The organism is Streptomyces sp. NPDC004111 (assembly GCF_042874215.1).
GTDB lineage: Bacteria > Actinomycetota > Actinomycetes > Streptomycetales > Streptomycetaceae > Streptomyces.
The window spans coordinates 94,996-110,698 of sequence record NZ_JBIAMU010000006.1; the positions used below are offsets into that span (position 1 = coordinate 94,996).

General features: G+C 70.9%; 9 protein-coding genes. 4 read left to right on the forward strand and 5 right to left on the reverse strand.

Translation table 11 applies throughout. From position 1 onward, the window contains the following. Nucleotides 1-57: 57 nt before the first annotated feature. From ACFYVL_RS14480 to cpt, 3 genes are all read left to right on the forward strand, one after another. Nucleotides 58-1,449, forward strand: a complete 1,392-nt coding sequence (locus ACFYVL_RS14480; RefSeq protein ID WP_389244417.1) for a glutamine synthetase family protein — start codon at nt 58-60, stop codon at nt 1,447-1,449. Nucleotides 1,450-1,603: 154 nt separating this feature from the next. Then, nucleotides 1,604-2,863: a cytochrome P450 gene (locus tag ACFYVL_RS14485; protein ID WP_389244419.1), complete on the forward strand. Its 1,260-nt coding sequence runs from the start codon at nt 1,604-1,606 to the stop codon at nt 2,861-2,863. Nucleotides 2,864-2,927: 64 nt separating this feature from the next. Further along, nucleotides 2,928-3,461, forward strand: coding sequence for a chloramphenicol phosphotransferase CPT (gene cpt, locus ACFYVL_RS14490; protein ID WP_389244421.1), 534 nt, complete (start codon nt 2,928-2,930; stop codon nt 3,459-3,461). Nucleotides 3,462-3,554: 93 nt separating this feature from the next. Here the strand turns inward: cpt and dnaE are convergent, their stop codons facing one another. Then, the gene (gene dnaE, locus ACFYVL_RS14495) at nt 3,555-7,097 is read right to left on the reverse strand and encodes a DNA polymerase III subunit alpha (RefSeq protein ID WP_389244423.1); all 3,543 of its coding nucleotides are present in this window, start codon (nt 7,095-7,097) and stop codon (nt 3,555-3,557) included. Nucleotides 7,098-7,365: 268 nt separating this feature from the next. Here dnaE and ACFYVL_RS14500 point away from each other — a divergent pair, with 268 nt between their 5' ends. Beyond that, nucleotides 7,366-8,397: a dipeptidase gene (locus ACFYVL_RS14500; protein ID WP_389244425.1), complete on the forward strand. Its 1,032-nt coding sequence runs from the start codon at nt 7,366-7,368 to the stop codon at nt 8,395-8,397. 52 nt (nt 8,398-8,449) lie between these two features. On the opposite strand, the gene ACFYVL_RS14505 is transcribed toward ACFYVL_RS14500, so the two are convergent. The 4 genes from ACFYVL_RS14505 to ACFYVL_RS14520 form a co-directional block, all read right to left on the reverse strand. Then, complete coding sequence (locus ACFYVL_RS14505; RefSeq protein ID WP_389244427.1) at nt 8,450-11,488, reverse strand: alpha-mannosidase; 3,039 nt, start codon at nt 11,486-11,488, stop codon at nt 8,450-8,452. 57 nt (nt 11,489-11,545) lie between these two features. Further along, a complete protein-coding gene (locus ACFYVL_RS14510; protein WP_389244428.1) occupies nt 11,546-13,606 on the reverse strand; it encodes an endo-beta-N-acetylglucosaminidase in 2,061 nt (686 codons plus the stop codon). A 141-nt stretch (nt 13,607-13,747) separates the two neighbouring features. Then, the gene (locus ACFYVL_RS14515; protein ID WP_389244430.1) at nt 13,748-14,665 is read right to left on the reverse strand and encodes a carbohydrate ABC transporter permease; all 918 of its coding nucleotides are present in this window, start codon (nt 14,663-14,665) and stop codon (nt 13,748-13,750) included. After that, nucleotides 14,662-15,555: a carbohydrate ABC transporter permease gene (locus ACFYVL_RS14520; protein WP_389244432.1), complete on the reverse strand. Its 894-nt coding sequence runs from the start codon at nt 15,553-15,555 to the stop codon at nt 14,662-14,664. Before ACFYVL_RS14520 ends, ACFYVL_RS14515 begins: the two co-directional genes overlap by 4 nt. Between the last annotated feature and the right edge of the window lie 148 nt (nt 15,556-15,703).

The following is a 15,703-nucleotide window of genomic DNA, read 5'->3' on the forward strand; positions in this document are numbered from 1 at the left end:
GTGCCGGGTTCCGGCCCTGCATATCTTTTGGAGTCAAACGACATGGAGGAGCCACCGGTGAGCGTTTCGCAGTCCGGATCGCACGGCCCACTGCCCCCCGAGATCGGCCAGCACCTCGAACGGCTCGCCGCGCAGGGCCACCGGATCGATGTGGTCCGGGTGACCTATCCCGACTTCCTGGGCACCGACCGGGCCCGCGACGTCCTCGTCGAGCAGCTGCCCGGCGCCGTCCACCACGGTCTGGCGTTCTGCCGCGCCGTCTACCACACCACGCCGCGCGGCGACACGATCGACGTGGCGGGCGGCCTGGACGCGGGACTCCCCGACATCCTCGTACGCCCCGACCTCAGCACGCTGGTGGCACTGCCCTGGGAGCCGGGCGTCGCCTCCTGCCTGGGCGACGTCAGCGACCCGGCGACCGGCGCCCCGGCCCCCGAGTCGCCGCGCGGAGTCCTGCGGAAGGTGCTCGCCGCGTGGGCCGACTTCGGCCTCACTCCGGTCGTCGGCCCGGAACTGGAGTACTTCCTCTGCGAACCCGACCCCAGCCCCGCTTCGGCCACCGGCTGGCGCCGCTACGCCGAGGGCACCGGCAACATCTACACGGCCGGCCTGCGCGGCGACCCCGAACGCCATCTGCTGCGCACCCTGCGCCAGCTCCGCGACCTCGGACTCGGCGTCACGGCGGGCAACCACGAGTACAGCAGCGGACAGTTCGAGATCAACCTCAACCACTCCGAGGCCCTGGACGCCGCCGACCGCGCGTTCCGCTTCAAGGCCGCGGTGAAGGAACTGGCCCGTACGGAGGGCAAGCTGGCCACCTTCATGGCCAAGCCCTTCAACGACGAGGGCGGCTCGGGCTTCCATCTGCACTTCTCCGCCGTCGAACCCGACTTCGGCCACAACGTCTTCGGCGACACGAAGGGCCCCGAGGGCCTGTCGGACAACGCGCGCCGGGCGATCAAGGGCATCCTCACCCACGCGCCCGCGCTCGCGGCCCTGCAGAACCCCACCATCAACTCCTACAAGCGCTTCGGCCCCGACACGCTGGCCCCCTGGCTGATCGACTGGGGCCTCGACAACCGCAGCGCCATGCTCCGCGTCCCGCCGGAGCGGGGCCCGGCCACCCGGCTGGAACTGCGCCTGGGCGACGCGAGCGCCAACCCGTACCTGCTGATCGCGAGCACCCTGGCCGCGGCACTGCTCGGCATCCGGGCGGAGGAGGGCCCGCCGGCCCCGGTGGACGGATACGGCTACGACCCCCGGCGGGCCCCGCAGCTCCCGGACACCCTGCCGACCGCGCTGGACGCGCTGGTCGCGGACGGGCCGCTGGTGGAACTCCTCGGCAAGGAGTTCACCGCGTCCTTCCTCGCGTACAAGCGCAACGAGGTCGAACGCTTCCAGAGCCACGTCACGGACTGGGAGTTCGGCGAGTACGCGCTGCACCTCTGAGGGCCCGGCACACCGTGCGGCCGTGCGCCCCGGCCGGCCACCCACCCAGCCACCGAGCGCCCCAGCCAAGCAGCCCCAGCCATCGAGCGACCGAGCCATCGATCGACCGAGCCACCGAGCGACTGAGCGACCGAGCCACCTGGAGCGTTGCAGCATGCCCGAACACCTCCCTCTCGCCGACGTGAACCTCGCCGACCCCGACAAGTTCCTCGACGGCGAGACCCCCTGGCGGATGCTCGACACCCTGCGCCGCGAGGACCCCGTGCACTGGCAGCCAGAACCCGCCCCGCAGAGCGGATTCTGGGCGGTCACCCGGCACGCCGACATCGTGCGGGTGGACCGCGACCCGGAGACGTACACCTCCACCCGCTTCACCAACCTGGAGGAACTGGAGGACGACCAGATAGCCGTCCGCCGCTCCCTCCTGGAGACGGACGGCCTGCGCCACCAGGCGATGCGCCGCCTCCTGCAGAAGCCGTTCACCCCGAGGGCGGTGGCGGCCTACGGCGAGTTCCTGCGCGTCCTCACCCGCCGCACCCTCGACGCGGCACTCGCCAGGAGCAGCTTCGACTTCGTCCAGGAGGTCTCCGCCGACTTCCCCATCAACGTGCTGGCCCGGATGCTCGACGTGCCCGCCGACGACACCCAGCAGCTCATCGACTGGGGCAACCGCATCATCGGCAACACGGACCCCGACTACGCGGACGTACTGCTGCACTCCGAGGAGAGCGAGCAGTACCGCAACCTCCCCTTCCGCAGCCCCGCCTCGCTGGAGGTCTTCGCGTACGGCAGGAAACTGGCGGCCGAACGCAAGGGCGGCACCGGCACGGACCTGGTCAGCCTGCTGGTCAACCAGACCCCCAAGGACGGCGTCCCGCTCACCCCCACCGACTTCGACAACTACTTCCTGCTCCTGGTGGTGGCCGGCAACGAGACCACCCGCCACGCCATCTCCCACACGATGCTGGCGCTGATCCAGCACCCCGACCAGCTCGCCGTCCTCCAGGCGGACCCGACGCTGATCCCGGGCGCCGTCGAGGAGTTCCTCCGCTGGGCGTCCCCCGTCTACCACTTCCGCCGCACGGCCACCCGCGACACCGAACTGGGCGGCAAGCACATCAAGGAGGGCGACAAGGTGGTCCTCTGGTTCGCCTCCGGCAACCGCGACGAGACGGTCTTCGCCCACCCCTACGACTTCGACGTCACCCGCACCAACATCGACCACGTCACCTTCGGCAAGGGCAGCCCCCACTTCTGCCTGGGCAACTCCCTGGCCCGCCTGGAGATCCAGATCCTCTTCGAGGAACTCCTCCCGCGCCTGTCCTCGATCCACCTGACCGGCGAGGTCCCCCGGGTCCGCAGCAACTTCGTGAACGGAATCAAACGCCTCCCGGTGGAAGTCGTCCTGCGATGACCCGGGCTCCCGGGCCGCGCGGAATTTCCCTGCGGGGCTCCGGGAGGAGATCTACCGTGGGCGCGTGAAGACGCAAATGATCGTGCTGAATGGTGGGTCCAGTTCCGGGAAGTCCGGGATCGCGCGGTGTCTGCAGGCCGTGCTGCCCGGGTTCTGGTTGTCGCTCAGTGTGGATACGTTCGTGGAGGCGCTGCCCGCCTCGCTCCAGGAGTCGGCGGACGGGATCTCGGTGGGGGAGGACGGGAGCGTGGTCGTCGGGGCGGAGTTCCGGCGGCTGGAGGAGGCGTGGATCGCGGGGGTGGCCGAGATGGCGCGGGCCGGGGCCCGGGTCGTGGTCGACGAGGTGTTCGTCGGGGGCGCCGAATCGCAGGCGCGCTGGGTGAAGGCGCTCGACGGGGTCGAGGTGCTGTGGGTCGGGGTGCGGTGCGACGCGGAGGTCGCCGCCGGGCGGGAGATCGCGCGGGGCGACCGGACCGGCGGGATGGCCGCCGGGCAGGCCGAGGCGGTGCACGTCGGGATCCGGTACGACATGGAAGTGGACACCACGCACGCGGAGTCGGTGGAGTGCGCCCGGGTGATCGCCGCCGGTGTGGAGTGACGTGGGGGAGGACCGGGTGATCGCCGCCCGGGTGGAGTGAAGCGGGGGAGGAGGGAGGGGCCGGGGTGGTGCGGCCCCTCCCGGTGCGGGGGGCTACTGGAGGCAGGAGGGGCCCAGCAGCACCTTCAGGTCGCCGAAGAGCGCCGGGTCCGCCTTGACCCGGTGGCGGTCCAGGCGCAGCACCGTCGTCTTGCGGGGGCCCTGGAGCTTGATGCGGACCTCGGTGTCGCCGCGGTGGTGGGAGAGGATCTCGCCCAGCTTGCCGACCATCGGCGGGGTGACCTTCACCGTGGGGATGGTGAGGACCACGGGCGCGTTGGTGCCCGCGTCCGAGATGTCGGGGACCTGGAGTTCCATCGCGACCAGCCGCGGGATGTCCTCGCGCTTGTCGAGGCGGCCCTTGACGAAGACCACCGTGTCCTCGACCAGTTGGGTCGAGATCAGCTGGTAGGTGGCGGGGAAGAACATGCACTCGATGGAGCCCGCCAGGTCCTCCACGGTGGCGATGGCCCAGGCGTTGCCCTGCTTGGTCATCTTGCGCTGGAGGCCGGTGATCAGGCCGCCGATGGTGACCACCGCGCCGTCCGAGAAGTCGCCGCTGGTGAGCTGGGCGATGGCCGCGTCCGCCTTGTCGGACAGGACGTGCTCCAGGCCGAAGAGCGGGTGGTCGGACACGTAAAGCCCGAGCATCTCCCGCTCCTGCGCGAGGAGGAAGGACTTGTCCCACTCGACGTCGCCGATCGGGGTGTCCAGGCCGAAGCCGGGCGAGGAGTCGTCGGGGCCGCCCGCGCCCAGGTCGCCGAAGAGGTCGAACTGTCCCTCGGCCTCCTTGCGCTTCACCTGGACGACCGCGTCGACCATGTTCTCGAAGACGCCGGACAGACCCTTGCGGGTGTGGCCCATCGCGTCGAACGCGCCCGCCTTGATGAGGGATTCCGTGGTGCGCTTGTTGCAGACGACGGACTCGACCTTGTCGAGGTAGTCGGGGAAGGAGGAGTACTTCCCCTTCGCCTTACGGCACTTGACGATCGAGTCGACGACGTTCTGCCCGACGTTGCGCACGGCGGTGAGGCCGAAGACGATGACGTCGTCGCCCTGCGGGGTGAAGTTGCCCGCCGACTCGTTCACGTCCGGCGGGAGCACCTTGATGCCCATGCGGCGGCACTCGTTGAGGTACAGGGCCATCTTGTCCTTGTCGTCCTTGACGGACGTGAGGAGGCCGGCCATGTACTCGGCGGGGTAGTTCGCCTTGAGGTAGGCGGTCCAGTAGGAGACCAGCCCGTACGCCGCCGAGTGCGCCTTGTTGAACGCGTAGCCGGCGAACGGGACCAGCACGTCCCACACCGCCTGGATCGCCTCGTCGGAGTAGCCGCGCTCCCGGCAGCCCTTCTGGAAGGGCACGAACTCCTTGTCGAGGACCTCCTTCTTCTTCTTGCCCATCGCCCGGCGGAGGAGGTCGGCCTGGCCCAGCGAGTAGCCCGCCAGCACCTGGGCCGCCTTCTGCACCTGCTCCTGGTACACCACCAGGCCGTAGGTGATGCCGAGGACCTCGGCGAGCGGCTCCTCCAGCTCCGGGTGGATCGGGGTGATCTCCTGCTGCTTGTTCTTGCGCAGGGCGTAGTTGGTGTGCGAGTTCATGCCCATCGGGCCGGGGCGGTAGAGCGCCGACACGGCCGAGATGTCCTCGAAGTTGTCGGGCTTCATCAGGCGCAGCAGCGAACGCATCGGGCCGCCGTCGAACTGGAAGACCCCCAACGTGTCGCCGCGCGCCAGGAGTTCGTACGTCGGGCCGTCGTCGAGGGGGAGCGAGAGGAGCTCCAGGTCGATGCCCTTGTTCGCCTTGATGGCCTTCTGGGCGTCCTGCATGATCGTCAGGTTGCGCAGGCCCAGGAAGTCCATCTTGAGCAGGCCGAGCGACTCGCAGCTCGGGTAGTCCCACTGGGTGACGACCACGCCGTCGTTCTTCGGCGAGAAGACCGGGGCGTGGTCGATGACCGGCTCGCTGGACATGATGACGCCGGCCGCGTGCACACCCATCTGCCGGACCAGGCCCTCGATGCCGCGCGCCGTGTCGATGACCTTCTTGACGTCGGGCTCGTTCTCGTACATCCCGCGCACCTCGCCCGCCTCGCTGTAGCGGGGGTGCTTGGGGTCGGTGATGCCGTTGAGGTCGATGCCCTTGCCCATGACGTCGGCGGGCATCGCCTTGGTGATCCGGTCGCCCATCGCGTACGGGTAGCCCAGGACGCGGGCGGAGTCCTTGATGGCGTTCTTCGCCTTGATGGTGCCGTACGTGCCGATCATGGCGACCTTGTCGGCGCCGTACTTCTCGGTGACGTACCGGATCACCTCACCGCGCCTGCGCTCGTCGAAGTCGATGTCGACATCGGGCATGGACACGCGCTCGGGGTTGAGGAACCGCTCGAAGATCAGACCGTGCGGAACGGGGTCGAGGTCGGTGATGCCCATGGCGTACGCGACGATCGAACCGGCCGCCGAACCACGGCCGGGGCCCACCGCGATCCCGTTGTTCTTGGCCCACATGATGAAGTCGGCGACCACGAGGAAGTACCCCGGGAAGCCCATCTCGACGATGACGCCCATCTCGTAGTCGGCGAGCTTCTGGCGGTCCTCGGGGACCTGGCCGTTGAAGCGCCGGTTCATGCCGATGCGCACTTCCTCGCGGAACCAGGACACCTCGTCGTAGCCGTCGGGCACGTCGAACTTCGGCATCAGGTTCTTCGGCTCGAACATGCCGGAGGTGTCCACCCGGTCGGCGATCATCCGCTGGGTGTTGCGGCAGCCCTCCAGCCAGGCGTCGGACGAGTCGATCGCGTACATCTCGGCGGCCGTCTTCAGGTGGTAGCCGGAGCCGTCGAACTTGAAGCGGTCCTGGTCGGCGATGTTCGACCCGGTCTGGATGCACAGCAGGGTGTCGTGCGCGGCGGCCTCGTGCGCGTACGTGTAGTGCGAGTCGTTGGTGACGACGAACGGCGCGTCGAGCTTCTTCGCGACCTCCAGCAGGCCCGCGCGGGCCCGCCGGTCGATGTCGATGTCGTGGTCCATCAGCTCGACGAAGAAGTTCTCCTTGCCGAAGATGTCCTGGAACTCGCCGGCCGCCTTCAGCGCCTCGTCCATCTGGCCGAGCCGGATCCGTGTCGAGATCTCGCCCGACGGGCAGCCGGTGGTCGCCATCAGGCCCTCCCCGTACTCCGCCAGCAGCTCGCGGTCCATGCGCGGCTTGCGGAAGAAGCCCTCCAGGCTGGCCCGCGACTGGGCACGGAACAGGTTGTGCAGACCGGTGCTGTTGCGCGCCCACATCGTCATGTGCGTGTACGCGCCCGCACCCGAGACGTCGTCGCCCTTCTGGTGCGGCGCGCCCCACTTCACCGGCTTGTTGTGCCGCCGCGACTCCGGCGCGAGATACGCCTCGATGCCGATGATCGGCGTGATCTCCGCCTTCTTCGCCTGGTGGAAGAAGTCGTACGCGCCGTGCAGATTGCCGTGGTCGGTCATGGCGATGTGCGACATCCCCATGTCTCCGCACGCCTTGAACATGTCCTTGAGCCGGGCCGCGCCGTCCAGGAGCGAGTACTGGGTGTGAACGTGCAGGTGCGTGAACGGCTGATCGGCCACGGGTAGGTGCCTACTTCCGGGGAGCGGGGGCAGCTGGCGTACGACACGGCGGACCGCACCGGGACACAGGAGTGCCCCAGCGAGGTGTACGAGGTGTCTTGGGCCCCCGACCCTACCTCTCCGAGCCACCTGATCAAGGCCGGACGCAAGACTGACACTCCGGGTGTTTCCGCAGGTCAGAGGTGTTTTTTCGGAGAGAACGGGAGGTCAGGGCGATGTGAGAAATACCTGTCGACCCGGCCGCGCCGCCCGCCTACGCTGGATCACCGTGTCCCTTGAACTGCACCGCCGCAGCGTCGTCGCAGACGCCCACAACGACCTCCTCATAGCGGTCACGGCCCGCCCCCCGAAACGCTGGGCGAGCTTCTTCCGCGAGCGCTGGCTGCCCCAGCTGACGGAGGGCGGGGTCGATCTCCAGGTCCTGCCCGTCTTCATCGGCGACGCGTACCGCCCCGAGGGGGCCCTCCGCGAGACCCTCCGCATGATCGAGTGCGCGCACACGCTCGCGGAGGGCAACCAGGACACCGTACGGCTGTGTCTCGACGGCGACGACATCGACGCCGCGCACGCCGCCGGCCGGATCGCCCTCGTCCTCGCGCTGGAGAGCGCCCCGGGCGTCGACGCGAGCGTCGAGCTCTTCCCCACCCTCTTCCGGCTGGGCGTACGGGTCGCCTCCCTCGCCCACTGGAGCCGTACGCCGCTGGCCGACGGCAGCGGCGAGGACGCCACCGGCAGCCGCCTCACCGAAGCGGGCGTCGAGGCACTGCGGATCATGGAGAGCCTCGGCATGATCTACGACGTCTCGCACCTGAGCGCCTCCGGCGTCGCCCACGTCCTGGAACTGGCCACCCGCCCGGTGATGGCCACCCACTCCTCCGCCCGCGCCCTGCGCGACCACCACCGCAACCTCACCGACGACCAGCTGCGCGGCATCGCCGCCACCGGCGGCACGGTGTGCGTGAACTTCTTCCCCGAGTTCGTCGGCGCCACCGGCGCCGAGCAGACCGTGGACCGGCTCGCCGACCACTTCCTGCACGTCCTGGACGTGGTGGGCCCGGACCACGTGGGCATCGGCGCGGACTTCATCGAGGAGGTCGACCACGACACGCTGCCGCGCTGCTGCGAGGAGGAGATCCCCGAGGGCTTCCGGCTCTCGCTGCCCGGTCTCTCCGGACCGCGCGGCCTGCCGCTGGTGACGGAGGCACTGGTCGGCCGGGGCCTGCCGGAGGACACCATCACCAAGATCCTCGGCGGGAACGTGCTGGAACTGTTCCGCAAGGAGCTGGGGCGGGCGCGCTGAACGGGCCCGGCCCGCCCGGGGGGAGCCGGGCGGGCCGGGAGACGGTGGCCGGCTACGCGCGCGCCAGCCGCAGGGTGAGGATCTGGAACGGGCGCAGCTCCAGCGCCAGCCCGCCCGCCCCGTCCGGCTCGTGCGCCGGGGCGCCGGGCAGCGGCCTCTCCAGCAGGTCCGTCTCGGTGATGGACGCGGTGCGGAAGCCCGGGGTCAGGGTGCCCGAGGCCCGGCCGCCGGCCGACTCGTACAGGCGGACCACCACGTCCCCGCTGGCGTCCTCCGCGAGCTTGACCGCCTCGACGACGACGCGGTCGTCGTCGACGGTGAGGAGCGGGGCCACCGGGGCGCCCGAGGCACCCGTGACCGTGCGCTCGGGCAGGTTGATCCAGTGCCCCTCGCGGACCGCGTCGGTGATCGTGGCGCCGGGGGCCAGCGCGAAGCGCAGCCGGTGGGTGCCCTGGTCGGTCTCCGGGTCGGGGTAGCGCGGGGCGCGCAGGAGGGAGAGGCGGACGGTGGTGGTCTGGCCGCCGTCGGGGCGCATGTCACGGGTGACGTCGTGGCCGTACGTCGAGTCGTTGACCACGGCGGCGCCCCAGCCCGGCTCCTCGACCTGGATCCAGCGGTGCGCGCAGATCTCGAACTTGGCCGCCTCCCACGAGGTGTTGGTGTGGGTGGCGCGCTCCACGTGTCCGAACTGCGTCTCGGCGGCGGAACGGGCCGCCTTCACGTCCAGCGGGAAGGCCGCCTTCAGGAACTTCTCCGTCTCCCGCCAGTCGACGTCCGTCTCGATGTCGAGGACCCTGGCGCCCGAGCGCAGGGTCAGCCGCTGGGTGACCGTGGAGCCGGAGCCGCCGAACGACCGGCTGACGGTGACGGTCGCCAAGTCGTCGCTGGAAGCGGTCAGTGCGAGCGCATCGAGGTCGGTGAGGTCGGTGACGTTGTGCCGGTAGAACTCGTCGATGTCCCAGGCGTCCCACATGTTGGGGAAGTCCGGGTGGATCTGGAGGAGGTTGGCGGCCAGGCCCGGGGCCACGGACTCCCGGCGGGCCGCGACGTCGTACGCCGAGACGACCAGGCCCCGGCCGTCGACGACGATCCGCAGATGCCCGTTGGCGAGCTCGAAACCGCCGTCGTCGCGCGCGGTGGCGGTGACGGGAGCCGTCGTACGGGCGGGGGAGGGGGCGGCGCCGCCCGCGGGGACCGAACGGCGGCCGTGCGGGGCCGCGTTGAAGACGAGCGTCTCCTCTCCCCGGCCCGCGAGCGCCCTCTGCGCGCCCACCGTGATCGACTCCAGCTCGGCGCGGACCCGGGCGTACGTCTCCCGGGCCTCGCGGTGCACCCAGGCGATGGACGAGCCGGGCAGGATGTCGTGGAACTGGTGGAGCAGCACCGTCTTCCAGATCCGCTCCAACTCGGCCTGTGGATAGGCGTATCCGGGCACGCGCACCGCCGCCGTGGCCGCCCACAGCTCGGCCTCGCGCAGCAGCGACTCGCTGTGCCGGTTGCCCTGCTTGGTCTTGGCCTGCGAGGTGTACGTCCCCCGGTGCAGCTCCAGGTACAGCTCACCGGCCCACACCGGGGCGTCCGGGTACTCGGCCTCCGCCTTGGCGAAGAACTCCGACGGCTTCTCCACCGTCACCCTCGGCGACCCCTCCAGATCGCGCAGCCGCCGCGCCCGCGCCAGCATCTCGCGGGTGGGCCCGCCACCCCCGTCGCCCCAGCCGAACGGGGCCAGCGAGCGTGAACCCCGGCCCTTCTCGCGGTAGTTGCGGGCGGCGTGCGCCATCTGCTCGCCGCCGAGGTCGGAGTTGTAGGTGTCGACGGGCGGGAAGTGGGTGAAGACGCGGGTGCCGTCGATGCCCTCCCACCAGAAGGTGTGGTGCGGGAACCTGTTCACCTGCGACCAGGAGATCTTCTGCGTCAGGAACCACTTCGACCCCGACAGCTTCACCAGCTGCGGCATCGCGGCCGTGTACCCGAAGGAGTCCGGCAGCCACACCTCGTTCGTCTCGACACCGAACTCGTCCAGGAAGAACTTCTTCCCGTACAGGAACTGACGGGCCATCGCCTCCCCGCCGACCATGTTGGTGTCCGACTCCACCCACATGCCGCCGACCGGCACGAACTGCCCGTCCGCGATCTTCTTCTTGACCTTCGCGAACACCTCCGGCCGGTGCTCCTTGATCCAGGCGAGCTGCTGTGCCTGCGACATCGCGAAGACGAAGTCCGGGTGGTCGTCCATCAGGGCGACCATGTTGGAGGAGGTGCGGGCCACCTTGCGTACCGTCTCGCGCAGCGGCCACAGCCACGCCGAGTCGATGTGCGCGTGCCCGACGGCGCTGATCCGGTGCGCGGACCGGTTGGCGGGCGCGGCCAGCACGTCGGCCAGTTCGGTACGGGCCCGCGCGGCGGTGCCCGCGACGTCGCCGAGATCGACCGCGTCCAGAGAGCGTTCGAGCGCCCGCAGGATCTCGTGGCGGCGGGCGTCGTCCCCGCCGAGGCCGCGCATCAGCGAGTCGAGCACCTCCAGGTCCTGCACCAGCTCCCAGACCTCGGTCTCGAAGACGGTCAGGTCCATCCGCTCGACCCGGTACAGCGGGTGGTCCCGCGCGGTCAGCCGGTCGCCCTCGTACGTCGGGGCGTGGTCGACCAGGATCGGGTTCGACGACGCCTCCACGTACAGCAGCACCTCCTCGCCGCCCGCCACGCGGTCGCCGATCCGCACCCAGTCGTTGCGCGGATTGAGCGCCTTGACCGCCTCGCCGTCCGGCCGGTAGACGAGCCCCTCGCACTGGAAGCCGGGCATCTGGCGGTCGAAGCCGAGGTCGAGGACCGCTTCCACGGTCCGGCCCGCCCACTCCTCGGGCACCCGCCCGCCGAGCCGGAACCAGGTGGTGCCCCAGGCCGGACCCCACGCCTCACCGGCGGCGGCCGGACCGTACGGGGCGGCCAGCCCCTCGGCGACCGGCACCGGCTCGCCGGGCGCCGCCCAGCGTTCCACGGTCAGCGGGACGGACAGGGAGCGGACGGCGGGGCGGACGCGTTCCGCGAGTACCCGCCTCAGACGGTGTTCCACGATGCTGCGGTCGTCGTGCATGAGGGTCGCTCCGAGGGTGTGTGGAGGGGTGGGGGAACCGGCGGCCGGCCGGCGCCGCTACCAGGAGTGGGCCGTGCGGGCGGGCCGGGAGGAGGCGAACAGGGCACCGACCGCCCGGACTTCGAGCGTGCTGCGGCGCTCGCCGCCCTCGGTGCGGCGCAGGGAAGGGACGTAGTAGGCGCTGCCCGCCGTGCCGCCGAGGAAACGCCGTTCGCCGCTGGGCAGAACCTGGTGCACCTCGTAGTGGCGGGCCCCGCGCACCGGTTCCCAGCGCAGCCGCAGTTCGGCGGTGGCCGGGGTGGCGGGCGTCGCGGGAGTGGTGCGGCGGCCGGTGACGCGCAGCGCCCGGGGCCGCTCGGGTGCCTGTGCCGCGTGCTCCCGTACCGCCAGCGCGCCCAGCCGCCAGGAGACCCGGCCCGCCGCCGTGAGCCGCACCCCGAGCGCGTGCACGGTGCCGCGCGGAAGGCGGGCGGTGGAGGTGGTCCAGCCGTTGACGGTGCGTACGGCCGTGGTGCGCAGCCGCCGTACGCCGCCGGGTCCGGTCACGGTCACCTCGACGGCGGCGGCCTCCCCGGAGTCGGTGCGGTGGGTCAGCTCGACGACGGCCGACGACGCCTCCACGCGCGTCCGGTAGAGATCGACCTCGACGGGCGCGGTCCGCTCGAAGCCGCCGGACACCAGGAGGCTGCTGCCGCCGCGCCAGGCCGCGTCGAAGTCGAAGCCGACCTGCGGGCGGGCCCCGGTGGTGCGCACCGTCCAGCGGCGGGAGGGCAGCAGGTCCTGGAGACCGAGCTGGTTCCACGGGGCGTCGCCGGTGCGGCGGCCGTCCTCGTACCAGCCGACGCCGTGGCCGGTGTTGAAGGTGGTGGCGAAGGGGAGCGCAGTGAGGGTGGAGCGGTCGGCGGCGTACTGGGCGGCGGGCCGCCAGTTGCCGGGGCCGTCCGGGGCGGTCGGGTCGGTGCGCCCGCCCGTCCAGAACCGGTCGTCCCGGTCGTGGAACTGCGCGGGGGTCCTGGTCTGTGCGGGCAGCGAGTGCAGGGTCCACTCGGGGCGGTAGAGGCCGACGCCCATGACGTGGTCGCGGGTGGCGGGGACGATGGCGTCCCAGTCCGCGCGGGTGTTCCAGCCGTTCGCCTCGACGTCCACACCGGCCATCAGGTCGTACGGGGAGCGGCCCATCCGCGTCGCGTACGCGGCGGAGTCGGCGAGCGTGGCCGGGGACCAGCGGAAGTCGACGAACAGGCTGCGGGAGTGCCGGAAGAAGGCGGAATTCCGGTCGTTGAGGGCGCCCTGCCAGCCCACACGGCCCTCGGAGTTGAAGGCGTCGTACCAGGTGACGGACAGCTCGGGGGCACCGGCTCGCAGCGCCGCCACGAACGCCTCGAACTCGGCGGCGAGCGCCCGGTCGCCGCCCGCGTCGGTCTCGCCGTTGAGGAACCAGCCGTCGAAGCCGTGGGTACGGGCGACCTCGATCAGCTTCGCGGCCAGCGGGAACCTACCGAGGGCGTCCCGCTGGACCAGCTCACGCGTCCACTTCAGGCTGCCGCCGTAGGCGACCGGGGGCAGGAAGACGTTGCCGACCACGCGGACGCCGTTGCGGTGGGCGGCGTCCACCACGGGGGCGTTGGGGGCGAGGACGATGCCTTCGCCGGACGACCCGCCCCAGAAGACGAGTTCTTCGAGGTAGGCCCAGTGGGAGAGGGCGTAGTAGTCGGCGGTCGCACTGCCCTGGGAGGGGTTGCGCGCGGTGGGGCCGAAGGAGACGAGCGCCGAGACGCGGGCCCGGTCGACCCGGGCGGTGGGGTTCGCCGGGGGCGGGGTGAAGCGGGGGGAGAGGGGGACGGTGGAACGGTTGAAGGGCAGGTCCGGGTCGTCGTCCGCCCGCCACGCCTTGAGGCTGCGCCAGACGGCCCCCGGGTCGGGCTCACGGTCCTCGGGGAAGGAGTCGGGGAACCAGTAACTGGCGTACGGCTGGAGGGTGCCGAGGGGAGAGGGGTCCCGCCCCTCGTCCTTCGCCGCCCCGGGCACGGCATGCGCGGCCCCGGCCACGAGACCGGCGCCGGGAAGGGCGAGGAGGGCGGTGGAGGCGGTGAGGAGGGTGCGACGGGGGAGGTGCATGGGGGTTTCTCTCCGAGATGGTGGGGTGGGACGGGATACGGGTCGTGTGCGGTGGTGTGCGGGTCGAGCGGTCGTGGAGTCGGTGGGTGGCCGGGGCCAACGCCACCTGCGCGGCGCACCAGAAGATCCCGCCCAGCCCCCTCACGTCTTGATCGCCCCCTCCCCCACCCCCCTGAAGAAGTACCGCTGCAACGCGAAGAACATCAGCATCATCGGCAGCAGCGCCGCCATCGCCCCGGCCGCGATCAGCCGCTGGTCGTTCACCGTCGTCGATCCGGCGAGCGTCTTGAGGCCGAGCTGGAGCGTGTAGTTCTCGCTGTTGGTGAGGACGATCAGCGGCCACAGGAAGTCGTCCCAGGCACCCATGAAGCTCGTGATGCAGACAACCGCCAGCGCCCCCTTCGCACTGGGCAGGAACACCCGGCGGAACCGCTGCCACTCGTTCGCCCCGTCGAGCACCGCCGCCTCCTCCACCTCCTTCGGCACGGCGAGGAAGGCCGCCCGCATGATCATCAGGTTGAGCACGGAGACCGCACCCGGCAGCCAGACCCCGATCAGCGTGTCCACCAGGCCCATTTCACGGACCGTCAGGAACATGGAGATCATCACGGACTCGAAGGGGAACATCAGCGTGGCCACCAGCACCGTGAACACGGTCCTGCGCCCCCGCCATCCGGCCCGCGACAGCGCGTACCCGCCCATCGCCGCGAACAGGCAGTTGGAGGTGATCGCGAGCACCGCCACGATCAGCGTGTTGCCGACGTACTGGAAGAGCGGGAAGGCCTCCGCGACGCGGGCGTAGTTGTCCAGGGTGGGGTCGCTGGGGAGCACGCCCGCGTAGACGTTCTCGCCGCGCCCCTTGAGCGAGGTCAGGAACTGCCAGACGATCGGGCCGAGCATGACGACCAGCATCGTGACGAGCGTCAGATAGCGGCCGGCCAGTCCGGCCCGCGGCCCGCGGCGCGGGCGTTGTGCCGGGGCGCCGGTACCGGCCCCGGTGCCCGTCGGGTCCCCGGCGCCCGGACCCCGTCCGGCGGAGGCGGTGGCTGTGGTGCTCAACTCTCGTCACCCTTCGAGAGACGGTGCCCCAGCAGGCTGAACACCAGCGTGAGCAGGAACAGCAGGATCGAGATGGCCGCCGCGTACCCGGTCTCCCCGGCGAAGCCGAGACCCACCTGGCGGATCAGGAACGGCAGCGTCCGCGAGCCGCCGCCGGGACCGCCGCTCTCCCCGCCCAGGATGTAGATCTCGGTGAACACCCGCAGCGCCGAGATCGCGGACAGGGTGCCGACCAGCAGCATCATCGGCTTCACGCCCGGCACGGTGATGCTGAAGAAGCGCCGCACCGGCCCCGCCCCGTCGATCGCCGCCGCCTCGTAGAGGGAGGCGGGGACGTTCCCGAGGGCTGCCAGGTAGAAGACCATGTAGTAGCCGAGGCCCTTCCAGACCGTCACGATCATGGCGGAGACCAGCAGCATCGTGGAGTTGGTGAGGAAGGGGACCGGCTCGCTGATCAGGCTCAGCTTCTGGAAGACGGTGTTGACGAGGCCGTCGCTGCGCAGGATCCACTGCCACATCAGCCCCACGACCACCGCGGAGGCGATCACCGGCGTGTAGAAGGCGGACCGGAAGAAGCCGATGCCGGGGACCTTCTTCTGGACGAGCACGGCGAGCGCCAGCGGCAGGAACACCAGGCAGGGCACCACCACGACCGTGTACAGCACGCTGTTGGCCAGCGCCAGCCAGAAGGTGTCGTCGGCCAGCGCCCGCGTGTAGTTGTCGAAGCCGACGAAGCCGCCGCCGCGCAGGATCTGGGCGTCCGTCAGCGACAGCACGACCGTGTTGACGAACGGCCAGAGGCTGAACAGCACCACCAGGGTCAGCCCCGGCAGCAGGAAGAGGTACGGCGTCCACCAGCGGCGGTGCACCAGCCCCGTCTCCATGCCCATCGCCCGCTTGAGCCGACGGGCCTCCCGCCTTCCGGAACCCCCGCCAGCCCGGCCGCCCGCGCGACCGGCCGGGGACGGCCCGGAGGGGGCGGCCGGGGGCCCGCCGGACGCGGCCGGCCCCGTACCGGTGATCTGTGACATGACCGCG